The organism is Streptomyces sp. NPDC048331, from assembly GCF_043201215.1.
In the GTDB taxonomy this organism is placed as follows: Bacteria; Actinomycetota; Actinomycetes; order Streptomycetales; family Streptomycetaceae; genus Streptomyces.
The window spans coordinates 96000-120868 of sequence record NZ_JBICYT010000010.1 but is presented as its reverse complement, the minus strand read 5'-3'; the positions used below and the strand labels follow the sequence as shown (position 1 = coordinate 120868).

Annotated in this window: 23 protein-coding genes; 13 read left to right on the top strand and 10 right to left on the bottom strand. The window is 71.9% G+C overall.

The genetic code is table 11. The features are described 5' to 3' along the window. Positions 1-154 precede the first annotated feature (154 nt). From ACGFYY_RS16975 to ACGFYY_RS16955, 5 genes are all read left to right on the top strand, one after another. On the top strand, positions 155-316 hold the full coding sequence (locus tag ACGFYY_RS16975; protein ID WP_007264966.1) for a DUF4177 domain-containing protein: 162 nt from the start codon (positions 155-157) through the stop codon (positions 314-316). Then, the gene (locus ACGFYY_RS16970; protein ID WP_365266789.1) at positions 313-783 is read left to right on the top strand and encodes a RidA family protein; all 471 of its coding nucleotides are present in this window, start codon (positions 313-315) and stop codon (positions 781-783) included. The genes ACGFYY_RS16975 and ACGFYY_RS16970 overlap by 4 nt, the downstream gene beginning before the upstream one ends. 179 nt (positions 784-962) lie before the next feature. Further along, positions 963-1880, top strand: coding sequence for an NUDIX hydrolase (locus ACGFYY_RS16965; RefSeq protein ID WP_365266791.1), 918 nt, complete (start codon positions 963-965; stop codon positions 1878-1880). Continuing rightward, positions 1877-2722: an MBL fold metallo-hydrolase gene (locus ACGFYY_RS16960; RefSeq protein WP_393710130.1), complete on the top strand. Its 846-nt coding sequence runs from the start codon at positions 1877-1879 to the stop codon at positions 2720-2722. The genes ACGFYY_RS16965 and ACGFYY_RS16960 overlap by 4 nt, the downstream gene beginning before the upstream one ends. Beyond that, complete coding sequence (locus ACGFYY_RS16955; RefSeq protein WP_030726713.1) at positions 2719-3018, top strand: hypothetical protein; 300 nt, start codon at positions 2719-2721, stop codon at positions 3016-3018. Before ACGFYY_RS16960 ends, ACGFYY_RS16955 begins: the two co-directional genes overlap by 4 nt. Positions 3019-3103: 85 nt before the next feature. On the opposite strand, the gene ACGFYY_RS16950 is transcribed toward ACGFYY_RS16955, so the two are convergent. Together ACGFYY_RS16950 and ACGFYY_RS16945 are read right to left on the bottom strand one after the other, a co-directional pair. After that, positions 3104-3910 carry a nucleotidyltransferase domain-containing protein gene (locus tag ACGFYY_RS16950; RefSeq protein WP_393710127.1) on the bottom strand — a complete coding sequence of 269 codons (807 nt, stop codon included), beginning with the start codon at positions 3908-3910 and terminating at the stop codon, positions 3104-3106. A 200-nt stretch (positions 3911-4110) separates the two neighbouring features. Beyond that, complete coding sequence (locus ACGFYY_RS16945) at positions 4111-4785, bottom strand: Crp/Fnr family transcriptional regulator (RefSeq protein WP_003981529.1); 675 nt, start codon at positions 4783-4785, stop codon at positions 4111-4113. A gap of 271 nt (positions 4786-5056) precedes the next feature. On the opposite strand from ACGFYY_RS16945, the gene nth reads away from it, so the two are divergent. The 3 genes from nth (at position 5057) to ACGFYY_RS16930 (ending at position 8022) form a co-directional block, all read left to right on the top strand. After that, positions 5057-5905 carry an endonuclease III gene (gene nth, locus ACGFYY_RS16940; protein ID WP_393710124.1) on the top strand — a complete coding sequence of 283 codons (849 nt, stop codon included), beginning with the start codon at positions 5057-5059 and terminating at the stop codon, positions 5903-5905. Positions 5906-6083: 178 nt separating this feature from the next. Beyond that, a complete protein-coding gene (locus tag ACGFYY_RS16935) occupies positions 6084-6806 on the top strand; it encodes a CoA pyrophosphatase (protein ID WP_365266798.1) in 723 nt (240 codons plus the stop codon). Positions 6807-6819: 13 nt separating this feature from the next. Next, positions 6820-8022 carry a MarP family serine protease gene (locus tag ACGFYY_RS16930; RefSeq protein WP_365266800.1) on the top strand — a complete coding sequence of 401 codons (1203 nt, stop codon included), beginning with the start codon at positions 6820-6822 and terminating at the stop codon, positions 8020-8022. A 21-nt stretch (positions 8023-8043) separates the two neighbouring features. Here ACGFYY_RS16930 and ACGFYY_RS16925 read toward each other — a convergent pair whose 3' ends face one another. The 6 genes from ACGFYY_RS16925 to ACGFYY_RS16900 all read right to left on the bottom strand — a co-directional run bounded on the left by ACGFYY_RS16925 (position 8044) and on the right by ACGFYY_RS16900 (position 16146). After that, complete coding sequence (locus ACGFYY_RS16925; protein WP_167745540.1) at positions 8044-8217, bottom strand: hypothetical protein; 174 nt, start codon at positions 8215-8217, stop codon at positions 8044-8046. A 199-nt stretch (positions 8218-8416) separates the two neighbouring features. Beyond that, positions 8417-9376, bottom strand: a complete 960-nt coding sequence (locus ACGFYY_RS16920) for an alpha/beta hydrolase (protein ID WP_365266801.1) — start codon at positions 9374-9376, stop codon at positions 8417-8419. Continuing rightward, positions 9373-9831, bottom strand: a complete 459-nt coding sequence (locus tag ACGFYY_RS16915) for a phage holin family protein (protein ID WP_365266802.1) — start codon at positions 9829-9831, stop codon at positions 9373-9375. The genes ACGFYY_RS16920 and ACGFYY_RS16915 overlap by 4 nt, the downstream gene beginning before the upstream one ends. A gap of 60 nt (positions 9832-9891) precedes the next feature. Further along, positions 9892-11358, bottom strand: a complete 1467-nt coding sequence (gene nhaA / locus ACGFYY_RS16910) for a Na+/H+ antiporter NhaA (RefSeq protein ID WP_393710120.1) — start codon at positions 11356-11358, stop codon at positions 9892-9894. Between the two features lie 161 nt (positions 11359-11519). Beyond that, positions 11520-13517, bottom strand: coding sequence for an acetate--CoA ligase (gene acs / locus ACGFYY_RS16905; RefSeq protein ID WP_393710118.1), 1998 nt, complete (start codon positions 13515-13517; stop codon positions 11520-11522). Positions 13518-13677: 160 nt separating this feature from the next. Next, a complete protein-coding gene (locus ACGFYY_RS16900) occupies positions 13678-16146 on the bottom strand; it encodes a SulP family inorganic anion transporter (protein WP_393710116.1) in 2469 nt (822 codons plus the stop codon). A gap of 235 nt (positions 16147-16381) precedes the next feature. On the opposite strand from ACGFYY_RS16900, the gene ACGFYY_RS16895 reads away from it, so the two are divergent. After that, positions 16382-17689 (top strand): hypothetical protein, encoded by a 1308-nt coding sequence (locus ACGFYY_RS16895; protein WP_393710114.1) that lies wholly within the window; start codon positions 16382-16384, stop codon positions 17687-17689. Here ACGFYY_RS16895 and ACGFYY_RS16890 read toward each other — a convergent pair. Continuing rightward, positions 17643-18665, bottom strand: a complete 1023-nt coding sequence (locus tag ACGFYY_RS16890) for an ATP-binding protein (protein WP_393710112.1) — start codon at positions 18663-18665, stop codon at positions 17643-17645. The two genes, ACGFYY_RS16895 and ACGFYY_RS16890, sit on opposite strands and share 47 nt — an antisense overlap. A gap of 109 nt (positions 18666-18774) precedes the next feature. Here ACGFYY_RS16890 and ACGFYY_RS16885 point away from each other — a divergent pair, with 109 nt between their 5' ends. Further along, the gene (locus ACGFYY_RS16885) at positions 18775-19596 is read left to right on the top strand and encodes an oxidoreductase (RefSeq protein WP_393710110.1); all 822 of its coding nucleotides are present in this window, start codon (positions 18775-18777) and stop codon (positions 19594-19596) included. 486 nt (positions 19597-20082) lie between these two features. Here the strand turns inward: ACGFYY_RS16885 and ACGFYY_RS16880 are convergent, their stop codons facing one another. Continuing rightward, positions 20083-20958: an HAD-IB family hydrolase gene (locus ACGFYY_RS16880; RefSeq protein WP_365266812.1), complete on the bottom strand. Its 876-nt coding sequence runs from the start codon at positions 20956-20958 to the stop codon at positions 20083-20085. Positions 20959-21497: 539 nt separating this feature from the next. Between ACGFYY_RS16880 and ssd the strand changes: the two genes are divergently transcribed. Genes ssd through ACGFYY_RS16865 form a run of 3 tightly spaced genes read left to right on the top strand, consistent with a single transcriptional unit; the run spans position 21498 to position 24660 of the window. Continuing rightward, the gene (ssd, locus tag ACGFYY_RS16875; protein WP_393710108.1) at positions 21498-22634 is read left to right on the top strand and encodes a septum site-determining protein Ssd; all 1137 of its coding nucleotides are present in this window, start codon (positions 21498-21500) and stop codon (positions 22632-22634) included. Then, a complete protein-coding gene (locus tag ACGFYY_RS16870; protein ID WP_393710106.1) occupies positions 22631-23779 on the top strand; it encodes a TadA family conjugal transfer-associated ATPase in 1149 nt (382 codons plus the stop codon). The genes ssd and ACGFYY_RS16870 overlap by 4 nt, the downstream gene beginning before the upstream one ends. A 38-nt stretch (positions 23780-23817) precedes the next feature. After that, positions 23818-24660, top strand: a complete 843-nt coding sequence (locus ACGFYY_RS16865; RefSeq protein WP_393710306.1) for a type II secretion system F family protein — start codon at positions 23818-23820, stop codon at positions 24658-24660. Positions 24661-24869: the final 209 nt, after the last annotated feature.

Here is a 24869-nt window from a genome sequence, read left to right as displayed (position 1 = left end):
GGGTGAGCTCCGTTACGTCCGGCCCGCACCGGCTCCGGTCGGGGCCGTGTCGGGGGCCGTGTCGGGGCGGCTCGGCGCCTGCTCGGGTGAGGTGCCCGGCCGTCGGTTCCGGGGGCGGCATGCGGCCCGCACGACAGGCACTACCCTCGCTCCCATGACCAAGAAGTTCGAATACGCGACGGTCCCGCTGCTGGTTCACGCCACCAAGCAGATCCTGGACACCTGGGGCGAGGACGGCTGGGAGCTCGTCCAGGTCGTGCCCGGCCCGAACAACCCCGAGCAGCTCGTGGCCTACCTCAAGCGGGAGAAGGCATGAGCGCCGTAGAGGCGAAGCTGGCCGAGCTCGGCCTGACGCTCCCGGCCGTCGTCCCGCCGCTGGCCGCGTACCAGCCCGCCGTGCGGTCGGGATCGTACGTCTTCACCGCGGGCCAGCTCCCGATGGTCAAGGGCAGCATGCCGATCACCGGCAAGGTCGGCGCCGAGGTCTCGGCGGAGCAGGCCAAGGAGCTGGCGGCGATCTGCGCGCTGAACGCCCTGGCCGCCGTCAAGTCGGTCGTCGGTGACCTCGACAAGATCGCGCGTGTCGTGAAGGTCGTCGGCTTCGTCGCCTCCGCCCCCGACTTCACGGCCCAGCCCGGCGTGCTGAACGGTGCGAGCGAGCTGCTGGGCGAGGTCCTCGGCGAGAAGGGCGTCCACGCCCGCAGCGCCGTCGGCGTGGCGGTCCTGCCGCTGGACGCCCCGGTCGAGGTCGAGATCCAGGTGGAACTGGTCGCCGGAGCCTGAGCCCTTCAGGGTGGCTTCCGCGAGGACGGGCCGGCTCGCGCACGCGCGCGTCCCGGCCCGTTCCGCGTCCGCTCCGGGCACGGGATCGCCCGCGCCGGCCACCCGCGCGGGTCCGACGTGTCGGCCACCCGCGACGGGTGACCCTCGAACATCGGGCCGGATGGCCGTAGCATCCGGCCATGCCGAATGGTCAGCATGGTCAGCAGCAGCCCTCCGCCGGAGGCCAGTGGTACCCGCCGGAGTGGCCCGACCGCATCCGCGCGCTCGCGGACGGCTCGCTCGTCCCGGTGGATCCGCGGCGCGCCGCCACCGTGATGCTCCTGCGCGACACCCCCGAGGGTCCCGCCGTGCACATGCTGCGCAGGCGGGCCTCCATGGCCTTCGCCGGGGGCGCGTACGCCTATCCGGGCGGCGGGGTCGATCCGCGCGACGAGGAGCACCAGGTCGGCTGGGCGGGCCCCTCCCGGGAGGACTGGGCGGCCCGGCTCGGAACGGATCCCCTCACCGCGCAGGCCATCGTCTGCGGCGCCGTACGGGAGACCTTCGAGGAGGCGGGCGTCCTGCTCGCCGGGCAGACCCCGGACGAGATCGTCGGTGACACGACCGGGGACGACTGGGAGGCGGACCGGCAGGCCCTCGTGGCGCGGGAGCTGTCCTTCGCGGAGTTCCTCGACCGCCGCGGCCTGCGGCTGCGCTCGGACCTGCTGGGTGCCTGGGCGCGCTGGATCACCCCCGAGTTCGAGCCGCGCCGCTACGACACCTGGTTCTTCGTCGCCGCCCTCCCCGAGGGCCAACGCACCCGCAACGCCTCCACCGAGGCCGACCGGACCGTGTGGATCCGCCCCGCCGACGCGGCCGCCGGCTACGACAAGGGCGAGCTGCTGATGATGCCGCCCACCATCTCCACGCTGCGGTCGCTGGAGCCGTACGGGAGCGCCGCGGGCGCGCTCGCCGCCGCGGCCGAGCAGGACCTCGCCCCGGTGCTGGCCCAGGCCACGCTGGAGGACGGTGAGCTGGTGCTCAGCTGGCCGGGGCACGAGGAGTTCACCAAGCGCGTCCGACCCGGGCGTCCCGCAGGTCCCGGAGGCCCCGCATGACCGACGCCGCCGCACTGCCCGGACAGCCCCGCGGAATCGTCACCTCCGGCCCGGCGACCGCCCGCGCCGTGAACGTCCTGGCCCCCAACGCCTCCGCGATGACCCTCGACGGCACCAACACCTGGCTGGTGTCCGAGCCCGGGTCCGACCTCGCCGTCGTGATCGATCCCGGCCCGCTGGACGACATACACCTGCGGGCGGTCATCGCCACCGCCGAGCGGGCGGGCAAGCGGATCGCGCTCACCCTGCTCACCCACGGCCACCCCGACCACGCCGAGGGCGCCGGCCGGTTCGCCGAGCTCACCCGTACGAAGGTCCGCGCCCTGGATCCGGCCCTGCGCCTCGGCGACGAGGGCCTGGCCGCCGGGGACGTGATCCGGACCGGCGGGCTGGAGCTGCGGGTGGTGCCGACCCCCGGCCACACCAGCGACTCGCTCTGCTTCCACCTGCCCGCCGACCGGGCCGTACTGACCGGCGACACCATCCTGGGGCGCGGCACCACCGTCGTCGCGCATCCCGACGGCCGCCTCGGTGACTACCTGGACTCGCTGCGCCGGCTGCGCTCGCTCACCGTGGACGACGGGGTGCACACCGTCCTGCCCGGCCACGGGCCGGTCCTGGAGGACGCGCAGGGAGCCGTCGAGTACTACCTGGCCCATCGTGCCCACCGGCTCGCGCAGGTCGAGACCGCCGTGGAGAACGGCTGCCTGACCCCGGAGGCGGTCGTCGCCCAGGTCTACGCGGACGTGGACCGCTCCCTGTGGCCGGCCGCGGAATGGTCCGTCCGGGCGCAGCTGGAGTACCTTCAAGATCACGGACTGATCCCGGGAGGGCCTGAATGAACACCGTGTTCCTGTTGGTCGTGCTGGTCGCGACGGCCGGGTGGATCACCTCTACGGTGACCCTCCGGGTGCAGAGCCTCCAGAACAAGGCGGACCGCATGGAGCGCCGTCTGGCCCTGGTGCTGGACCACTTCGGCATCGAGGAGCCGGAGCCGGCGGGGATGGACGAGGTACGCGCCCACCTCAGGGCCGACCGACACATCTCGGCGATCAAGGAGTACCGCCGGATCACCGGCGCGGGTCTGGCGGAGGCCAAGCTGGCCGTCGACCGCCTCGCCGAGGCCGAGAAGGCCTGACCCCGGCCGAGAAGGCCTGATGCGGCCGGAAGGCTCGATCCGGCTCCGGCCGGCCCCGGCTCCGGCCCCGGCTCCAGGCCGGCGCTCAGCCCCGGCGCGGTGTCTTCGTCCCGTGCCGGGCCGTGTACTCGTCCGCCAGCCACGGCCCCAGGTCCTCGACGTACCCCCGCAGCACCTGCGGGTCCGCGACGGGATCCAGGGCGACGGCGGCCGCGGCCTCCACCTGCGCCGCGCGTTCCGGGTAGTACATGCCGAAGATCTCCGCGGATTCGCCGAGGTCGCTGGTCCAACCGCCCCACCGCGGCATGACCAGCGTGAAGGCCGTGCGCACCAGGCGGCGGGAGATGATCCGGCTCAGCGTCCGGTACTCCTCGGGGGTCGAGGCCTCCCGTACCCGGGTGCGCCACCGGGGCAGCAGCTCGGCCAGGTCGCCGTTGGTCTCGCGGGCGAGCAGGCTGTCCGGCCGGTAGCGCGGCAGGTGCTCGGCCAGGTCCGCGCCGAGCAGCGGGGTGCACAGGCAGGCGAGGAACCACCCCAGGTCGAATCGTTCCGCCTCGCTCAGCACGGCGTCCTTGTCCTGGAGCAGGATGCCGACCCCGTCGACCTCGGGGAAGTCCTCGTCGAGCCCGCGGGCGAGCACCTCGGCGGTGTCCCGGTCCTCGTCGGAGGGCTCATGGTGCAGCACGAGCAGCAGATCGAGGTCGGACCGCCCGGGCCGGGCCGTCCCGCGGGGCACGGACCCGTAGAGGTACGCGCTGTGCAGCCGTCGGCCGTACGCCTCGGCGGTCCGGGCCCGCGCGGCCGCCACGACCCCCTTGAACTCCCTCTGCACCCGTCCGAGGGACCCCTCCCGCTCGAAGTACCCGGACGCGTCCAGCCCTCTGTGCTCCATGCCTCCACTGTGCCTGGCCGTCCGTCCGGGGCGGCCGAGCCGACGCCGTGCGTCGTCAGGTCGAGCCCGCGGCGACGGTCGGGCCCGAAGGCGCGGTCGTGCCCGTGGATGCGGTCGGGCCCGCTGGTGCGGTCGGGCCGGGACACGCGAAGGGGTCCTGCCCGGGCGGACAGGACCCCTTCGAACGGCTGTTGCCGGCGTCAGCGGGAGCGCTTCGCGAGGCGCTCCACGTCCAGCAGGATGACCGCACGGGCCTCCAGGCGCAGCCAGCCGCGGCCCGCGAAGTCGGCCAGGGCCTTGTTCACGGTCTCGCGCGAGGCGCCGACGAGCTGTGCGAGCTCCTCCTGCGTCAGGTCGTGGACCACGTGGATGCCCTCCTCCGACTGCACGCCGAAGCGGCGCGACAGGTCGAGGAGCGCCCGCGCCACACGGCCGGGAACGTCGGAGAAGACCAGGTCGGACATCTGGTCGTTGGTCTTGCGCAGGCGGCGGGCGACGGCGCGCAGCAGCGCGGTCGCGACCTCGGGCCGGGCGTTGAGCCAGGGCTGGAGGTCACCGTGGCCGAGGCCGAGGAGCTTGACCTCGGTCAGTGCGGTGGCGGTGGCGGTACGCGGGCCCGGGTCGAAGAGCGACAGCTCACCGATCAGCTCGCCGGGGCCGAGGACGGCCAGCATGTTCTCGCGGCCGTCGGGGGAGGTGCGGTGGAGCTTCACCTTGCCCTCGGTCACGACATACAGCCGGTCTCCGGGGTCGCCCTCGTGGAACAGGGCGTCACCGCGTGCGAGGGTCACCTCGCCCATGGAGGCGCGGAGCTCCGCGGCCTGCTCGTCATCGAGCGCCGCGAAGAGCGGGGCGCGCCGCAGAACGTCGTCCACGAGTCTCTCTCCTATGTCGACCGGCTCAGGGGGACCGATGCTCCCCATTTTGCCGGACGGCTCTATCAGTGCGATCAATCACAAGGATGCCGGACGGACGGGCGTGCTGTGTGGTGGGAAGCCAATCGGAGTGGTGTTACCTGAGGTCCGGGCGGGTGTCAGCGGGCGGCCTTAGGCTGGCCGGGTGTCCAATAAGCCGGTGAGAGCACAGGCCAAGGGGTCCGGCGGAGTGACGGAGCCCCCAAATTCAGCCGTGGGCGAACATGTCCCAGTGAAGACGCCCGCGAGGGTCGCTGCCACCCCTCAAAGCAAAGTTTCGGCCAAGAAACCGAAGTCCGCCACGTCGGAATCCCGCCTGGCCATGGTGCGCAGGGCGCGGCGCATCAACCGCGAGCTGGCCGAGATCTATCCGTACGCCCATCCGGAGCTCGACTTCCGCAATCCCTTCGAGCTGCTCGTCGCGACGGTGCTGTCCGCCCAGACCACCGATCTGCGGGTGAACCAGACGACCCCGGCCCTCTTCGCGGCCTACCCGACCCCCGAGGACATGGCCGCGGCCGCCCCCGAGGATCTGGAGGAGCTGATCCGGCCGACCGGGTTCTTCCGGGCCAAGTCGAGGTCCCTGCTCGGCCTCTCGCAGGCCCTGCGGGACAACTTCGGCGGGGAGGTGCCGGGACGGATCGAGGACCTGGTGACGCTGCCCGGCGTGGGCCGCAAGACCGCGAACGTGGTGCTCGGCAACGCGTTCGGTGTCCCGGGCATCACGGTCGACACCCATTTCGGCCGGCTGGTGCGCCGCTGGAAGCTGACCGAGCAGGAGGACCCGGAGAAGGTCGAGGCGGAAATCTGCGCGATCTTCCCGAAGAGCGAGTGGACCATGCTCTCGCACCGGGTCGTCTTCCACGGCCGCCGGATCTGCCATGCGCGCAAGCCCGCCTGCGGGGCCTGCCCGATCGCTCCGCTCTGCCCGGCGTACGGGGAGGGCGAGACCGACCCGGAGAAGGCGAAGAAGCTGCTCAAGTACGAGAAGGGCGGTCAGCCCGGCCAGCGGCTGACCCCGCCCCCGGACTACCCGGGCCTCCCCGCCCCGCCGCTGGGCGGGGCCGTGGCCGCCCCGTAGCGGTCCTACGGGGCCGGTGGGGCGGCAGTGGCGGGGGAGGGGCGGGAAGGACGTGGGAGGCGGGGCTGCGGGGGTGTGCGGCCCGGTGGACCCGGGGGCTCAGGAACGAATCTGTACCCGGACCGCGTTTGCGGTGTGGGAGACGGCGCTTGACAGGACGACGCGGACAGAGGTGCCTATGACGCGCGGTACACGGGACGAGACCGGAACCACGGTGGGAGCCCGCGAGGGTGGCGGCCCGACCGTCACCACCGACGGCCTGCCCGCATGGCTCGACCCCGTCGTCGAGGCGGCCCGGTCCGTCCAGCCGGGGCAGCTGAGCCGGTTCCTGCCGCCCGAGGACGGCCGCGGCCGGCAGTCCGCCGTGCTCGTCCTCTTCGGGGAGGGCTCCCGCGGCCCCGAACTGCTCCTGATGGAGCGCGCCGGCACCCTGCGCTCGCACGCGGGCCAGCCGTCCTTCCCCGGCGGCGCGTTGGATCCGGCGGACGGCGATCCGCACACCACCGGCCCGCTGCGCGCCGCGCTGCGCGAGGCCGAGGAGGAGACCGGCCTGGATCCCTCCGGTGTCCAGCTCTTCGGCGTGCTGCCCCGGCTCTACATCCCGGTCAGCGAGTTCGTCGTGACCCCGGTCCTCGGCTGGTGGCGCGACCCCAGCCCGGTCGGAGCCGTGGACCTGGCCGAGACGGCGCGGGTGTTCACGGTTCCCGTGGCCGATCTCACTGACCCCGAACACCGGGTCACGACGGTTCATCCGAGCGGCCACCTGGGGCCGGGATTCACCGTCGAATCGGCTCTGGTCTGGGGATTCACCGCCGGGGTGATCGACCGGATTCTTCATTTCGCGGGTTGGGAGCGTCCGTGGGACCGCTCACGGCAGGTCCCGCTCGACTGGCGCGCATGAGACGGTGGCCCACGTGAACGTGCTGGACATCCTGTTGCTGCTCGCCGCCGTATGGTTCGCGATCGTCGGCTACCGCCAGGGGTTCGTCGTCGGCATCCTGTCGGTGATCGGCTTCCTCGGCGGCGGTCTCATCGCCGTGTCCCTGCTCCCGTTGGTCTGGGACCGGGTGACGGACAACGGCACCCAGGTGTCCACCACGGTCGTCGTGATCTCCGTGGTCGTGATCATCATCTTCGCCTCGATCGGCCAGGCACTGACGACCCATCTCGGGAGCAGACTCCGCCGCAAGATCACCTGGTCACCGGCGCGCGCGCTCGACGCGACCGGCGGTGCCCTGGTCAACGTGGTCGCGATGCTGCTCGTGGCGTGGCTGATCGGGCTGCTGGTCGCTCAGACCGCGTTGCCCAGCGTGGGCAAGGAGGTCCGTAACTCCAAGGTCCTTCTCGGCGTGTCGCGGGTGCTGCCCGACCAGGCGGACACCTGGTTCTCGGACTTCAGTTCCACCCTCGCGCGCAGCGGCTTCCCCCAGGTGTTCAGCCCGTTCTCCAACGAGCCGATCACCGAGGTCAAGGCGCCCGACCCGACGCTCGCCGGCAGCCCCGTCGCCGAGGTCGCGAAGCGCTCGATCGTGAAGGTCGTCGGCACCGCGCCCAGCTGCAGCAAGGTGCTGGAGGGCACCGGCTTCGTCTTCGCCCCTGGCAAGGTGATGACCAACGCGCACGTGGTCGGTGGGGTCAGCGAGCCGACCGTGCAGATCGGCGGCGAGGGCAAGCTGTACGACGCCAAGGTCGTGCTCTACGACTGGGCGCGCGACATCGCCGTCCTGGACGTGCCGAAGTTGAAGGCCCCGGTGCTGGAGTTCTCCGAGAAGGACGCGGCGAGCGGCAACGACGCGATCGTCGCGGGCTTCCCGGAGAACGGCGGGTACGACGTCCGATCGGCCCGTGTCCGTGGTCGGATCAACGCGAACGGCCCGGACATCTACCACCGGGGCACCGTGCGACGGGACGTCTACTCGCTGTACGCGACGGTCCGCCAGGGCAACTCCGGCGGACCGCTGCTGACGCCCGACGGCAAGGTGTACGGCGTGGTCTTCGCGAAGTCCCTCGACGACCCCAACACCGGTTACGTGCTGACGGTGGACGAGATCCGCGACGACATCCGGGTCGGCCAGAACGCCGTACGTAGGGTCGACAGCCAGGGCTGCGCCCTCTGAGCCGAGGCTCCCGCCGGGTCCCTACGTCCGTGGATGGCGCAGGCGCGCGGAGACCCAGCGGGCCCGTCGGCGCAGGATGAGCGGAATCCCGAGGCGGGGGTCGTGGCCGTGTCGGCCGGCCCTCTCGTAGGTGCCCGGCGTAGCTGCCGAGCGGCGTTCGTGCGCGGTGTCACCGTAGTCGTGCGTCCAGCTCATACTCCGACCTCTGCCCGTGCCCCAAGGTCCGTAACCTCGTCAGGGACGGCCAATTGGCCTATGCGCCGGGCAATTGAATGCTCGTAGGACAAGCACACGACCGAACTCCCGTCCTTTCAGGGGGCGGTCACCGGTTCCGAGGCTCGTTCCGTCGGCGGTCGCGCGGCGCGCTCGGGCAGCGGGGTGACCTGGCGTCCCGTCAGCGGTCCGGCTCGGGGTCCTTGAGCCAGTTGACCAGCTCGGACGAGAAGGCGACCGGGTCCTCCTCGTGCGGGAAGTGCCCGAGTCCGTCGAACAGCCGCCACCGGTACGGGGCTTCGACGTACTCCCCGGAACCGGCCGCGCTGCGCGTACGCATCACCGGGTCCAGCGAACCGTGCAGATGCAGCGTCGGAACTCGCACCGGGCGCTTCATCCGTCGGTTGAACTGGATCCCGTCGGGCCGCGCCATCGACCGCATCATCCAGCGGTAGGGCTCGATCGAGCAGTGCGCGGTGGACGGGATGCACATGGCCCGCCGGTACACGGCCAGATCCTCGTCCTCGGGCGGCCGCGGTCCCGACCAGTCCCGGATCAGCTCCCCTACGAGCGCCCCACCGTCGGCGACGAGCTGCCGCTCGGGAACGAACGGCCGCTGGAAGCCCCAGATGTGTGAACTCGCCCGGGTCTGACCGAAATCGGACAGCATCGCCGAGCGCCAGCGGCGCGGATGCGGCATGGAGGAGACCACGAGTCGACGCACCAGCTTGGGCCGCATCACGGCCGCCGTCCAGGCGAGGTATCCGCCCAGGTCGTGCCCGACGAGCGCGGCGTCCGGCTCGCCGAGGGACCGTACGACTCCGGTGATGTCGAGCGCCAGGTTGGCGGGGTCGTAGCCGCGCGGGGTGCGGTCGCTGCCGCCCACCCCGCGCAGGTCCATCGCGACCGCCCGGTACCCGGCGTCGGCGAGCGCGGTCATCTGGTGCCGCCAGGTCCACCAGAACTGCGGGAAGCCGTGCAGCAGCAGCACCAGCGGCCCGTCACCCAGCTCGGCGACGTGGAAGCGGGCGCCGTTCGCGGCGACGTCCCGGTGCATCACCGGCCGCGCGCCCGGAAGGTCGAGCCGTACCGCCGTGGCAGCTGTGGGAGGAACGCTGGGGTCCGGCGTGGGCGCTGTCATGAGGACGAGCGTGCCACACCCACAGCATTGTCACTCACCGGCCGCGGGTGCGGCTTGACGGTCTGGACCAGCGCGGCGGTCTGCTTGACGGAGGCGATGGACTTCTCCGGCGGCTTGACCTTCTTGAACTTGCGTACGCCGATCAGCACGAGCAGGCCCGCGATCAGCAGGAACGCGCCGCCGACGATGAGGAAGGACCACGCGAGTCCGAGCCCGAGATTGTGGATCCCGTACGCCGCGGCGAAGGTCAGCACCGGGACGGAGAAGAGCGCGAGCACTCCGGCGGCCACCATCGAGGCGGAGCCGCTGCCCACGCGCTTGACGTCCTGGCGGATCTCCGCCTTGGCGAGCGCGATCTCGTCGTGCACCAGCGCGGACATCTCGGCGGTGGCCGAGGCGACCAGTTGGCCGAGTGTGCGCTCGGCTCCCTGCGCCTCTTGGTCCACTGCGCTCATCGCTCTCTCCCTCTGTCGTCTGCTGCCGGGCGGCGCGGCTGTCCTGCGTCGTCAGTCAGATCATGCCGGACGGTCGCCCTCGGCGGTGGACCCGGCTGCCGTTTGCAGCGCGGCGGCCGCCGCCTCCTCGGCCCTGCGGCGGTGATCCGCGGCCCGGTCCTCGTAGATCCGTGCCATCCGCAGGTGGTACTCGGGGTTGTGCTCCTCGTAGATGTCCGGGATGCCGTCGTGGTCATCGTCGCGCTCCTCGGCCTCGGTGAGCGCCCGGTACTTGCGGTTGCGGAGCTTGAGCATGACGCACGCGATCACGGCGGCGATCAGGGAGCCGATCAGGACGGCGGCCTTGACCTCGGAGGTGAGGACGGCATCGTCGGCGAAGGCCAGTTCACCGATCAGGAGGGAGACGGTGAAGCCGATGCCGGCGAGCGAGGCCACGGCGAGCACGTCCGGCCAGGCGAGGTCCTCGTTCAGTTCCGCCTTGGTGAAGCGAGCGGCCAGCCAGGTGCCGCCGAAGATGCCCACGGCCTTGCCGACGACGAGGCCGAGCACCACGCCGAGGGCCTCGGGCCGGGTGAACACCTGGGCGATGGCCTTGTCGGAGAGGGAGACGCCGGCGGAGAAGAGGGCGAAGAGCGGTACGGCGAGACCGGCCGACAGCGGCCGGACCAGGTGCTCGATGTGTTCGCCGGGGGACTGCCGCTCGCCCTCACGGCGGGTGCAGCGGAGCATCAGGCCCATGGCCACGCCGGCGATGGTGGCGTGGACGCCGCTGTTGTACATCAGGCCCCAGATGACCAGGGCGAGCGGAACGTAGATGTACCAACCGCGCACCTCGCGGCGGAGCAGGAACCAGAAGAGGGCCAGGCCCACGAACGCGCCGCCGAGCGCGAGGAAGTCGATGTCGCTGGTGAAGAACACCGCGATGATCAGGATGGCGAAGAGGTCGTCGACGACCGCGAGGGTCAGCAGGAAGGCGCGCAGGGCGGACGGCAGCGAGGTGCCGATGACGGCGAGGACGGCGAGCGCGAAGGCGATGTCGGTGGCGGTCGGGACGGCCCAGCCGTCCGTGGAGCCGTTGCCCAGGATGTTGACGACGAGGTACACCACCGCGGGTACGGCCATGCCGCACAGGGCGGCGATCACCGGGAGGGCGGCGGCCCGGGCATCGCGCAGATCGCCCGCGACGAGTTCGCGCTTGAGCTCGATGCCGGCGACGAAGAAGAAGATGGCGAGGAGTCCGTCGGCCGCCCAGTGCTGGAGCGAGAGGTCCAGGCCGAGCGCGGCGGGGCCGATGTGGAAGGACGCGACGCTGGAATAGCTCTGGGAGATGGCGGGGATGTTCGCCCACAGGAGGGCGGCGATCGCGGCCACGAGGAGCAGCACGCCGCCGACGGTCTCGGTGCGCAGGGCATCGCCGACGAAGCGGAGCTCGGGCAGGGAGAGGCGACCGAGCAGCTTGCGGCTCTGGTGGTCGGTGGGGCTGGGCGCGGCCACGAGGGGGACCTCCGGGGGGCGGTTGGACGGCATGGCGAAACACATTGCCGACCAGACTTCCCGGCGCACCCTGTGGTCTTTCTTTACGCTTTGAATACTTTACAGGGCGTACGCGAGGACGTATCCGGCGATCATCACTTTAAGTGCGAAAGGGGCACGCGGCGCGGCGCGCCGGGTGCCCCTTTCGGTGTGTCTCAGTCCTCGCTGCCGGCTGCCGGCAGCTTGCTCTGGATCAGGTCCATGACCGAGGAGTCGGCGAGCGTGGTGACGTCACCGACCGCGCGGTTCTCCGCCACGTCGCGCAGCAGACGGCGCATGATCTTGCCCGAGCGGGTCTTCGGCAGCTCCTGGACCGGCAGGATCCGCTTCGGCTTGGCGATCGGGCCCAGCGTGCTGCCCACGTGGTTGCGCAGTTCCGCGACCAGGCTCTCGGTCTCGGAGGCGCTGCCGCGCAGGATGACGAAGGCGACGATGGCCTGACCGGTGGTCTCGTCGTTCGCGCCGACCACGGCCGCCTCGGCGACCGACGGGTGCGAGACGAGCGCCGACTCGACCTCGGTGGTCGAGATGTTGTGGCCGGACACCAGCATCACGTCGTCCACCCGGCCGAGCAGCCAGATGTCGCCGTCGTCGTCCTTCTTGGCGCCGTCACCGGCGAAGTACTTGCCCTCGAAGCGGGACCAGTAGGTGTCGATGAACCGCTGGTCGTCGCCCCAGATGGTGCGCAGCATCGACGGCCACGGCTCGGTGAGGACCAGGTAGCCGCCCCCACCGTTCGGTACCTCGTGCGCCTCGTCGTCCACGACGGTGGCGGAGATTCCGGGCAGGGCGCGCTGTGCGGAGCCCGGCTTGGTGGCGGTGACGCCCGGCAGCGGGGAGATCATCATCGCGCCGGTCTCGGTTTGCCACCAGGTGTCCACGATCGGGCAGCGGTCGCCGCCGATGTGCTTGCGGTACCAGATCCAGGCCTCGGGGTTGATCGGCTCGCCGACCGAGCCCAGCACGCGCAGGCTCGACAGGTCGAACTTCGCGGGGATGTCGTCGCCCCACTTCATGAACGTACGGATGGCCGTGGGCGCCGTGTAGAGGATGGTGACGCCGTACTTCTGGACGACCTCCCAGAACCGCCCCTGGTGCGGGGTGTCGGGGGTGCCCTCGTACATCACCTGGGTGGCGCCGTTCGCGAGCGGCCCGTAGACGATGTAGGAGTGCCCGGTCACCCAGCCGATGTCGGCGGTGCACCAGTAGACGTCGGTCTCCGGCTTCAGGTCGAAGACCGCGTGGTGGGTGTACGCGGCCTGGGTGAGGTAGCCGCCGGAAGTGTGCAGGATGCCCTTGGGCTTACCCGTGGTCCCCGAGGTGTACAGGATGAAGAGCGGGTGCTCGGCGTCGAAGGGCCGCGGGGTGTGCTCGGTGGACTGCCGGCCGACCACCTCGTGCCACCAGACGTCGCGGCCCTCGGTGAAGGCGGTGTCCTGGCCGGTGCGGCGCACGACGAGCACGTGCTCGACCTGCGGACACTTGGCGACGGCCTCGTCGATGGCGGGCTTCAGGGCGGTGGGCTTGCCACGGCGGTAGCCGCCGTCGGCGGTGATGACCAGCTTGGCGTCGGCGTCCTGGATGCGGGAGGCGACGGCGTCGGCGGAGAAGCCGCCGAAGACCACGGAGTGCGCGGCGCCGACGCGGGCGCACGCGAGCATCGCGACGACCGCCTCGGGGATCATCGGGAGGTAGACGGCGACCCGGTCGCCGGCCTCGACGCCCAGCTCGGTCAGGGCGTTGGCGGCCTTGGAGACCTCGTCCTTGAGCTCGGCGTAGGTGATCGCGCGGCTGTCGCCGGGCTCGCCCTCGAAGTGGATGGCGACCCGGTCGCCGTTGCCCGCCTCGACGTGACGGTCCACGCAGTTGTACGCGACGTTGAGCTTGCCGTCCGCGAACCACTTCGCGAAGGGCGGGTTCGTCCAGTCGAGCGTCTCGGTCGGCTCGGTGGCCCAGGTCAGCCGCTGGGCCTGCTCGGCCCAGAAGCCCAGCCGGTCCGCGTCGGCCTGTGCGTACGCAGCCTCGGTCACGTTGGCGGCGGCGGCCAGATCGGCGGGCGGTGCGAACCGCCGCTCCTCCTTGAGCAGATTGGCCAGGCTCTCATTGCTCACGACATCTCCCTTTCCCAGGGTGTCCGTTGTGTCCCCGGGCATAGCTCATCAGTCAGCGGCCCAGGTGACAAGGGGTAGCCGAGAATTGGTTTAGACCTATATCACGACCTGGCCCGCGCGAGAACGGAGTGCGAATGGCCCCTCCCCGCCGTGGTGGGTGGGGAGGGGCCAAACGATTGCACGATTACGGGAGGGTATCGGTTCAGGCGTGCTGACCCACGCTGTCGAAGACCCGACAGTCGAAGAAGTCCTCACCCTCGGACAGCAGATACGCCTGCGCCTCGCCCACGTGGAAGTACATCCCGTGCAGCTCCAGGGTGCCCTCGGCGAGCCGCCTTGCCACCGATTCGTGGGCCCGCAGATGCTCCAGCTGCTGGACCACATTGGTCAGACACAGCTGCTCCACCGCGTCCGCCGGGAGTCGGCCCGAGATCCGGGCCCAGGCGTGGTGGCGGCTGGCCATCCGCTCCAAGCTGGGCAGCCCGTGCTTCAGCCAGCGGCGCAGCGGGGTCATCGGGGCGCCGGGTGTGGACGAGAGCAGTGCCTGCATGGCGCCGCAGCCCGAGTGCCCGCACACCGTGATGCTGTCGACCTGGAGCACGTCCACGGCGTACTCGATCGCCGCGGCGACCGAGTCGTCGGTGGACTCCGCGCCGGGCAGCGGGACCAGATTGCCGACATTGCGGACCGTGAACAGGTCGCCCGGGCCGCTGGCCGTGATCATGCTGGTCACCAGGCGGGAGTCCGCGCAGGTCAGGAAGAGCTGGGAGGGCCGCTGCCCCTCGCGGGCCAGCCGGGCCAGCTCGTCCCGCACGTGGGGCGCGGTGTCGCGCTGGAAGGCACTGATCCCGCTGGCCAGTTGGCCCGCGCCGCGCCGTCGGCGCGTGGTCGGGCCGGCCTGCTCGGCGGCGGCCCGCTCGGTGGGGTCCTCGGCCTCCGCCTCGGTGGCCGACGCGGCTGCCTCGGCCGCGGCGGCGGTGGTGATCGTACGGGTGCCCGCGGGGCGGTGGGCGCAGTGGTTCTGCCACGGTGTCCAGGGCCGGCAGCACTGGTGCACCCCGCGCTGCGGCGCGCGGCGGGACCGGTCCCCGTGGTGGCTCGTGTCGGCGGGGCGGCCGTCGGGCCTTTCGGCGGGCGTGGCCTCGGGGGTGGTCATGGGCGCGGCCTCGGGCAGTCGCGAGGACGATCCGGCGCGGCCGGTGACCTCCAGCGAGCCCCCGTGTGCCAGATGGGAAGCCTGCCAGTCGTGCAGCGTCTCGTAGGCCGCGTGGTCCATGAACGAGCCGTCCAGCTCGACCACCGCGTGCCCGTCGTGCGGGATCTGGTTCAGCACGCGGCTCAGCCGGGGCACCGCGAGGAAGGTCAACTGGCCGCGTGCACGCACCCGGTGGACCCCGTCGTCCAGGCGTTCCACGGTGATCCGGGTCCGGGCGAGGCGGTGCAGGGCCAGCGCGACGGCCACCGCGATACCGATGGCCACACCTTCGAGGACCCCACCGAGGACCACGGCGACGATCGTCGTGACGTAGACCAGGATCTCCCGGTGCCGGGTGACACTGCGCAGGTGCGTGATGCTGACCATCTGCACGCCGACCGCCATCACCAGGGCGGCCAGCGCGGCCAGCGGGATCAGGTCGAGGACCGGGACGAGCAGACCGGCCGCCAGCACCACCCAGAGGCCGTGCAGCATGGTCGATCTCCGACTGACCGCACCGGACTTGACGTTGGCCACACTTCGGACGGCCACGCCCGAGACGGGCAGTCCGCCGAGCGCGCCGGAGACGATGTTCGCCGCACCCTGCCCCCACAGCTCGCGGTTGAGGTCGGCGCGCGGCGGGCGGTTGCCGGTACGCCGCTCGGAGGCGATCAGCTTGTCCGTCGCGACCGCGGAGAGCAGGGACTGCACGCTGCCGACCAGGGCGATGGTCAGGACGGCGGCGAGGATGCCGAGAACGGGGCCCTCGGGCAGCTCGGGCAGGGCGTGGCTGCGCCAGGACGGCAGGTCCACCCGGGGCAGCGCGAGCCCGGACATCGAGGCGGCGAGCGTGGCCACGGCCACGGCGGCCAGTGCGGCGGGGGCCTTGCGCAGGACCCGGCCGGCCCGTCCGGGCAGCCAGGGCCAGGCGAGCAGGACGGCGAGGGTCAGGGCGCTGACGCCGAGTGCCGCGGGGTGCAGATCGGCCAACTGGGCCGGTAGACCCAGGACGTTGGCCACGGCAGAGCTCTGGGGGTTGCCGCCGAGCACGATGTGCAGCTGGGCGAGGGCGATCGTCACGCCGATCCCGGCGAGCAGGCCGTGCACGATGGCGGGGCTGACCATGAGCGCCGACCGTGCCGTGCGCAGCGCGGCGAGGCCGAGCTGGCACACGCCGGCGAGCACGGTGATGGCGCAGGTGGTGCGCCATCCGTAGTGCTGGATCAACTCGGCGGTGACCACGGTGAGTCCGGCGGCGGGCCCGCTCACCTGGAGCGGAGCGCCTCCGAGCCACCCACCGACGATCCCGCCGACCGCCGCGGCGACCAGCCCCGCCTGGAGCGGGGCGCCCGTGGCCAGGGCGATGCCGAGCGAGAGCGGCAGGGCGATCAGGAAGACGGCGATGGAGGCGGAGAGGTCGGTCGGGAAGTCCTTGCGGATCTCCCGGGTCGTACGGGTGGGGGAAGTGACTGTCATGGGTTCCCGTCTCCTCGGGGGAGGGATGAAGCGGCGGGAGTCTCAACACTCGGTAAATGGATGGTAATGGAGAGTAAAGGTGGGCGGTGAATAATACGGGCAAATGGCCTACGAATTAGCACTCAAGGGTGATTAAGCATTTTGTCCGGCTTGTCATACCTTCTCCCGAGCGGCCCGCATGGGACGTTGCGGCGCGGAAGTCCAGCGATGGAACTGCGAGGGAGAGGTGGGGCGGATGATCGCCGCCACGAAGAAGATCGCCGGCGGCCTGGTCGCCACGGCGCTGGTCCTGGGGGCCGCCGGGTGCAGCACCTCGGAACCCGCCAAGTCCCCGGCTCCCGGGGCCCCGAACGCGCGGAAGGGCGCCGCCGCTCCGGAGGCCCCCGGCAGCGTCAACCGGCCCATCGGCGACGGCTCGACCGCGTACACCGGCACGCAGCCGAACGTGCAGAAGCCGCACAAGCTCAAGCCCGGGGAGAAGCCGCCGCAGTTCGTGGTGTTCTCGTGGGACGGAGCCGGCGAGGACAGCCAGAAGCTCTTCTCGCACTTCCGGGAGGTCGGCAAGAAGTACAACGCCCGGATGACGTACTTCCTGAGCGGCGTCTACATGCTCCCGGAGGAGAAACGTTCCCTCTATACGGCGCCCCAGCACTCGTCCGGCCTCTCCGACATCGGCTTCGGCGACCTCCAGGGCATCAAGGACACCGCCACCCAGGTCCGTGCGGCCTGGCTGGAGGGCAATGAGATCGGCACCCACTTCAACGGGCACTTCTGCGGCCCCGACGGTGGCGTCGGCACCTGGTCCGTGGAGGAGTGGAAGAGCGAGATCAACCAGGCCAAGTCGTTCGTCAAGAACTGGAAGACCAACTCGGGCCTGAAGGATCAGGAAGCGCTTCCGTTCAACTACGACAAGGAGCTCATCGGCGCCCGGACCCCGTGTCTGGAGGGCCAGAAGAACTTCATGCTGGCGGCGAAGGACATGGGCTTCCGCTACGACTCCAGCGGCATCAGCAAGCAGATCTGGCCCAAGAAGACGGACGGGCTCTGGGACATCCCGCTCCAGTTGGTGCCCATGCCGGGGCGGGCCTTCGACACCCTGAGCATGGACTACAACTACATGGTCAACCAGTCCGGGACGACCTCGCAGGGCGATCCCTCCCAGCACGCGTACTGGGGTGACCAGATGCGCGACGGCCTGCGTGAGGCCTTCGACCGGGTCTACCAGGGCAATCGGGCGCCGCTGATCATCGGCAATCACTTCGAGTCCTGGAACGGCGGCACCTACATGCGTGCCGTCGAGGAGTCCATCAAGACCATGTGCACCCAGAAGGAGGTCCGCTGCGTCCCGTTCCGGGAACTGGCGGACTGGCTGGACGCGCAGGACCCGAAGGCCCTGGAGTGGATGCGCACCCTCGACGTCGGCGAGGCGCCGAAGGAGGGCTGGGCGAAGTTCCTGACCGCGGGGCCGCCGGCGGCGCCGGCCGCCCCCGCGGGCGTCAAGCCGGCTGCGGAGCCGGCCGGGGGGAGTGCGGACGAGGGCTGACGAGCGCCTCGGCCCCCTCGCGCAGGACGAAATCGGGGTCGACCTGGTCCGCCAGGTCGACCCCGGTCTTGGCGTTGCCCCAGCTCTCCGCGTTCTTGAGGTGGAAGCTCACCATCTGCTCCGTGTACCGGGACCAGTCGCGGTGCGCGTACGAGTCGTCGGCGGCGTCCTGGAGCTCCTGAAGGGCGAACCGGTTGGACGCCTCCAGCAGCTCGAAGGGGGCCGGGCGGCCCTTCTCCATCGCCCGCACCCAGTCGGAGTGCCCGACGGTGACCAGCAGGTCCTCGCCCACCTCGTCCTGGAGGAACTCGATGTCCTCGGGGCCCTGCACCTTGTTTCCGATGACCTTGAGCGCGACCCCGAAGTCCCGGGCGTACTCCTTGTACTGGCGGTAGACGGAGACGCCCTTGCGGGTCGGTTCGGCGACCAGGAAGGTCACGTCGAAGCGGGTGAACATGCCTGAGGCGAAGGAGTCCGAGCCGGCCGTCATGTCGACGACCACGTACTCGTCCGGGCCGTCGACCAGGTGGTTCAGGCAGAGCTCGACGGCTCCGACCTTGGAGTGGTAGCAGGCCACGCCCAGGTCGGCCTCGGTGAACGGCCCGGTGGCCATGAGTCGTACGGGCTCCCCGTCGAGCAGCAGCGTGCGCGCGCAGGCCTCGTACACCGGGTTGTCCTCGGTGACGCGCAGCAGGCGCGAGCCGCGGCCGGGCGGGGTGGTCTTGATCATCGTGTCGACGGACGCGATGCGCGGGTTGGAGCCCCGGAGGTACTCCTTGATCAGGGGGAGGTGCGCGCCGAGTGCGGGCAGTTCGGCGGCCTCCTCCTCGCCGAGTCCCAGCGCGGCGCCCAGGTGCTGGTTGATGTCGGCGTCCACCGCGACGACGGGGGCTTCGTTGGCGGCGAGGTGGCGGATGAAGAGGGAGGACAGGGTCGTCTTGCCGCTGCCGCCCTTCCCTACGAAAGCGATCTTCATGTTCACCAAGCGTAGTGGTTCGATAGCACTGTGTTGTCAAGGTGAGTGAAGAAGACCACTCCAAGGAGGGGTCGGTGCTAGGGCCGCGCAGTGCGTAGGCTCCCTACTTATGAGTAGCGCTTCTGACCCGCTGGCCCCCCTGGCCGGGCTGCCTGGTGTCGCCGAGTCCGTGGATTCCGTCCGCAAGGCGGTGGACCGTGTCTACGGGCACCGGGTGATGCGCCGCCGTAGCGGTGAGATCACCTCGGAGGCCGCGCTGCGCGGCGCCCGTGGGAGCGCGGCGCTGTCCGGCGCGGACTGGGCACTGGAGGAGGTGCGCCGCCGCACCGACTTCGGATCGGAGCCGGAAGCGCTGACGGTGGGCGCGGCGCTGCGGCTCACGGCCGAGGCCGGCCAGCTGCTGAGCATCTGGCGGCAGTCGCCGCTGCGGGTCCTGGCACGGCTTCACCTGGTCGCGTGCGGGTCGACGGCGGACGGCGATGTGGTGGGTCGCCCCCGGCTGGCGGGCGAGCCGGTGACGGAGCCCCTGGTCGAACTGCCGCTGCCGAGCGCGGAGGAGGTGGCGGGTCGTCTCGACGGGCTGTCCCGCCTGATCATCGCGGGCGGCTCCGCCCCGGCCCTCATCGCGGCCGCGGTGGTGCACGGTGAACTGCTGGCGCTGCGTCCGTTCGCCTCGTACAACGGGCTGGTCGCGCGGGCGGCCGAGCGGATCGTCCTGATCAACAGCGGGCTGGACCCGAAGGCCATCTGCCCGGCGGAGGTCGGTCACGCCGAGCAGGGGCGCGAGGCCTATCTGGCCGCTTTCGAGGGGTACGTCTCCGGGACCGCGGAGGGTATGGCCGCCTGGATCGCGCACTGCGGCCGGGCGATCGAACTGGGTGTCCGCGAGTCGACGGCGGTCTGCGAAGCCCTGCAGCGCGGCGCGGCCTGAGCCGTCCGGCCCGGCCGGCATCGCGGCGCGGCCTTGAGCCGTACGGCCCTGCACCGCGGCGCGGCCCGGGCCGCCCGGCCGCCCGTTCCCATCCGTTCGGTCCCCTCGTCCGGGGCGGTCAGGCCCCGGACATGGGTTGCGGCGACACCGTCCTGCTCTGGTGTCGCCGCTGGCATTCACGCCCAGTTACCAAGCGTCCTCGATATATGCCCATCAGGTCGGGGTCTTTGCCCGTCACCTGGTGCGGCTGGCCCGTAATCGACGGGTCGACGTCGCGTGGGTGCTCGGCGCTCATGCTTCGGTCCGTGGGCCTTACTGCGTTTTAAAGATGATCCTCTCGGATGTTCTTTGGTCTCGCGGGCCGTTGCTTTATTTGTACTCCGCTTCGGAGCCATGCGAAACCCCTGGCTCGACTTGGCTCCACTTTTTACTTTCCGGGACGATCAAGGGCGAACCGGGCAGGCCTTATCCACGCAGGTCAGACATTTATGCAGACCGGGTCGCGGCCAGGGCGTGGGCGCGGCGCCGGCTCGCGTACCAGACGAGCCCCGCCGTGGCGGCCGCGGCGCCCACGGCCGCGGCGGCGACCAGGGCCGGCCGGGTCGGCATGGAGAGCCCGGGGAGGCGCTGCTTCAACCGCACGGGCCGGTTGAAGACCAGGACCGGCCACTCGCGTGCCACGGCTTCCCGCCGCAGTGCCCGGTCGGGGTTGACGGCGTGCGGGTGTCCGACCGCTTCCAGCATCGGGACGTCGGTGGCCGAGTCGCTGTAGGCGTAGCACCGGGCGAGGTCGTACCCCTCGGACTCCGCGAGTTCGCGCACGGCCTCCGCCTTGGTGGGGCCGTAGGCGTAGTACTCGATCTCACCGGTGAAACAGCCGTCCTCACCCACGACCATGCGGGTGGCGACGACCCGGTCCGCGCCGAGCATCTCCCCGATGGGCTCGACGACTTCCGCGCCGGAGGTGGACACGATCACCACGTCGCGGCCGGCGGTGTGGTGGGCCTCGATCAGGGACGCGGCCTCGTCGTAGATGATCGGGTCGATGAGGTCGTGCAGGGTCTCGGCGACGATCTCCCGCACCTGCTGCACGTTCCACCCCTTGCAGAGGGCGGACAGGTACTCCCGCATCCGTTCCATCTGATCGTGGTCGGCGCCGCCGGCCAGGAAGATGAACTGCGTGTACGCGGTGCGCAACACGGCTCGCCGGTTGATCAGGCCGCCTTGGTAGAAGGACTTGCTGAACGTCAAGGTGCTCGACTTCGCAATGACCGTCTTGTCCAGGTCGAAGAAGGCTGCGGTGCGAGGCGAGGAGTGCGGCAAGGGCTGATTTTCCACGCCCCGAGCATATGCGCCCACCATTCGGCGTAAGGTGTGGCGCGTGGGTTTGCCTGAGAAGGCTCTCGGGTACACCATGGAAGTCACGGATCGTTCGCGACCGTGCTAACCCGGTCTGGCTCCTCCCCCCCCGAGTCGGACCGTGGGGACGACCCCCGCTCTCCCCCCCGGCGGGGGTCGTCGCATGTCCGGACGCGGTTCGCGTCCCTGCCTTCGGCCCCGAGTCACCATCATCCGGCCCCTCCTCCTGTGCGGGGCCGACGCGGCGAAGGCCCTCACCCCATCAGACTCGTGACGGTGCGTAGTGGTTCCGCCGCGCTCCGGAACTCACCTGAGAGGGTGACCGGGTTATTCACAACCGACGGGTTGTCCACAGTTATCCAACAAGATCCACTTCTTTTTCCTGATCGCTGCACGGTGATTCCAGCCGCGAAGTCCGTGGCGGAAGCATTTGCAGTGAGAAGGGGGCGGAGATCGTGGCCCGATCGAAGTCGTGTGAAACGCCGGAGTCCGTGGTCGGCGGAAGGGGAACAGGGGTCGGGACGGGCCTGGGAGCCGGATCCGTGGCCGGATCCGCACCCGACGGCGGGCGGCCGTCCCCCGGTGGTGGACGGCCGCTGATCATCACCGAGGACCCGCTGCTGCTCGACGATCTGCTGCGGCTGTGCGCCGCGGCCGGTGCCGACCCGCATGTGCACCACACGGTTCCCGAGCCGGGCGGGGCCGCCGCGGCGGACGGGGAGGCAGGGAGCGCGGGATGGGAGTCGGCGCCACTCGTGCTGGTGGGCGACGACGCCGCCCGGCGGGTGCGCGGGGCGCCCCGCAGGACCGGCGTGTTCCTCGTCGGCCGGGACCTGGACGACCCACTTGTGTGGCAACGGGCGGTGGAGATCGGCGCCGAGGAGGTGCTGCGGCTCCCCGATTCGGAGAGCCGGCTCGTCGACCGTCTCGCCGACGTCGTGGAGGGGGCCGGGCGGCCCGCCCTCGCCGTGGGGGTGATCGGCGGCAGCGGCGGCGCCGGAGCCTCCACCCTCGCCTGCGCGCTCGCCGTGCGGGCCGCCCGCGCCGGAGAGCGGACCATCCTCATCGACGGTGACCCGCTGGGCGGCGGCATGGACGTCCTGCTCGGGGGCGAGAGCGCCGAAGGCCTGCGCTGGCCGGACTTCGCGGCCTCGCGGGGCCGGGTCGGGGCCGGAGCCCTGGAGGAGTCCCTGCCCGAGCTGCACGACCTTCGCGTGCTCAGCTGGGACCGCGGGGACCGGGTGGTGGTGCCGCCCGCCGCGGTCCGGTCCGTGGTGGCCGCCGCGCGCCGCCGGGGCGGGGTGGTGGTGGTCGACCTCCCGCGGCGGGTCGACGAAGCCGTGGCCGAGGTGCTGGCCCAGCTCGACCTGGTGTTGATGGTGGTGCCGGGCGAATTGCGGTCGGTGGCCGCCGCGGGCCGGGTGGCGGCCGGGGTGCGGATGGTGGCCCGGGACGTGCGGGTCGTCGTACGGGGACGCTGCCCGGGCGGCCTCGATCCGGAGTCCGTGGCCGGGCTGTTGGGGGCGCCCCTGGCCGGTGAGGTGCCGGTCGAGGTGGGGCTCCCGGGGCGGGTCGCCGAGGGCGAACCGCCGGGGGCGCAGGGGCGGGGCTCGCTGGCCCGCTTCTGCGACGGCTTCTGGCAGCGGGCCCTCGGCTCCGCCCAGGGGGTGCCGGCATGAGCGCGGTGCTCCTGGACGCGGTGCGTCGGCGGCTCGCGGAGAGCGGGGCGGAACCGACCCCGGCGCGGGTGGCGGCGGCCCTGCGGGCTCAGGGCAGGCTGCTCGGCGACGCCGAAGTGCTGGGTGTGGCAGCCGAGTTACGGTCCGAACTGGTCGGGGCGGGCCCGCTGGAGCCACTGCTCGCCGATCCGGACGTCACCGATGTACTGGTGGCGGCCCCCGACCGGGTCTGGGTGGACCGCGGCGGCGGGCTGGAGCTGACCGGGGTGACCTTCGCCGACGCCGAGGCCGTGCGCAGGCTCGCCCAGCGGCTGGCCGCCGTGGCGGGCCGGCGCCTGGACGACGCCCGCCCGTGGGTGGACGCCCGGATGCCCGACGGGACCCGGCTGCATGCCGTGCTGCCACCGGTCTCGGTGGGCTCGGCCTGTCTCTCGCTGCGGGTGGTGCGGCCGAGGGCGTTCACGCTGGAGGAGCTCGTCGCCGCGGGGACACTGCCGCCGGGCGGACACCGACTGCTTCGGGACATGGTCGAGGCCCGGTTGTCGTTCCTCGTCTCCGGCGGCACCGGAACGGGCAAGACCACCCTCCTCAGTGCCCTGTTGGGCCTGGTCGGCCCCGGCGAGCGGATCGTCCTGGCCGAGGACTCGGCCGAGCTGCGCCCCGACCATCCGCATGTCGTGCGGCTGGAGACCCGGCCGGCCAACCAGGAGGGGGCCGGCCTCGTCACCCTGGCCGATCTGGTCCGCCAGGCGCTGCGGATGCGCCCTGACCGGCTGGTGGTGGGCGAGGTGCGGGGTGCCGAGGTGGCGGACCTGCTCGCCGCCCTGAACACCGGGCACGAGGGCGGTTGCGGGACGGTCCACGCCAATGCCGCGGCCCATGTCCCCGCCCGGTTGGAGGCGCTCGGTACGGCCGCCGGGCTCGACCGGGCCGCTCTGCACAGCCAGTTGGCCGCGGCGCTGACCTTGGTGCTCCACCTGGTCCGGGACCGGGAGGGGCGTCGCCGACTGGCCGAGGTGCACGTGCTGGAGCGGGACGCCGCCGGGTTGGTGGTCACCGTACCGGCGCTGCGGTGGGCGGCTCGGGGCTTCGTGCGGGAGCGCGGCTGGGAACGGCTTCGCCCGCTGCTGCGGGGCGTCCGGTGAGCCTGGGGGCGGGGCTGCCGGTGCCCCTGTTCGCCGGGATGCTGTGCGCCGGCGCGGCGGCCTGGGGGCTCGCCGGCGGCGACCGGGTGTCCCGGCGGGCCCGGGTGGTGCTCGCCGGGGGCGGTCCGGTGGTTCCGGGCGGTCCGCTCCTCCGGGAGCGGCTGCTGGTCGCCGTACGGGTGCGGGCGGCGCGGTGGCAGGAGTGGGCCTGCCTCGCGGCGGGCTTGGTGGTCGCGGTGCTCGGCGGGTCGGTGATCCCGGTGCCTGTGGGGGCGGCGGCGGTGCCGCTGGTCCGCCGGTGGCTGCGGGTACGGGCGCGGGAGCGGGCCCGGTCGGCGCGGGCCGCCGAGGTGGTGGCCCTGTGCGGCGCGGTGGTGGGTGAACTGCGGGCGGGAGCCCAGCCCGGGCAGGCGCTGACGGCCGCGCTGCGCCGGACGGCCGTCCGTCCCGGCGGACCGGGTGCGGCGGAGGCAGGTGTGCTGGCCGCCGCGACCTTCGGCGGGGACGTGCCCGGAGCGTTGCGCCAGGCGGCGCGGGAGCCCGGGGCGGAGGGGCTGGCCGGGTTGGCGGCCTGCTGGCGGGTGTCGGTGGACGGCGGTGCGGGACTGGCCGCCGGACTGGAACGGCTGGAGGGGGCCCTGCGGGCCGAGCGGGACCGACAGGAGTCGCTGCGGGCCCAGTTGGCGGGAGCACGGTCCACGGTGCTGGTACTCGCCCTGCTGCCGCTGGTGGGTCTGCTGATCGGTACCGGGCTGGGCGCGGATCCGCTGCGGGTGCTGCTGCACACCCCGATGGGGTGGGGTTGCCTGCTCGCGGGCGGGGTGCTGGAGGCGCTGGGGCTGATGTGGTGCCGGCGGATCGTCCGGGCGGGGGAGCGGTGATGACCGGCTTCGTCGTCCACAGGCTGGGGATCGCCGTCTGCCTGGCCGTGGCCGCGCTCTGGCTGGTGTCGGCGGTGACGGAACAGGTCAGGGCACGGGCGGCCGGGCGCAGGACCGCGGCTCTGCTGGGGGCCGCACCGAGGCTCCGCGGGCCGGTGTTCGGCTCCGCGCTCAGAGGCGCGGTGGCCGCGTGGGCCGGCCCGGCCGGG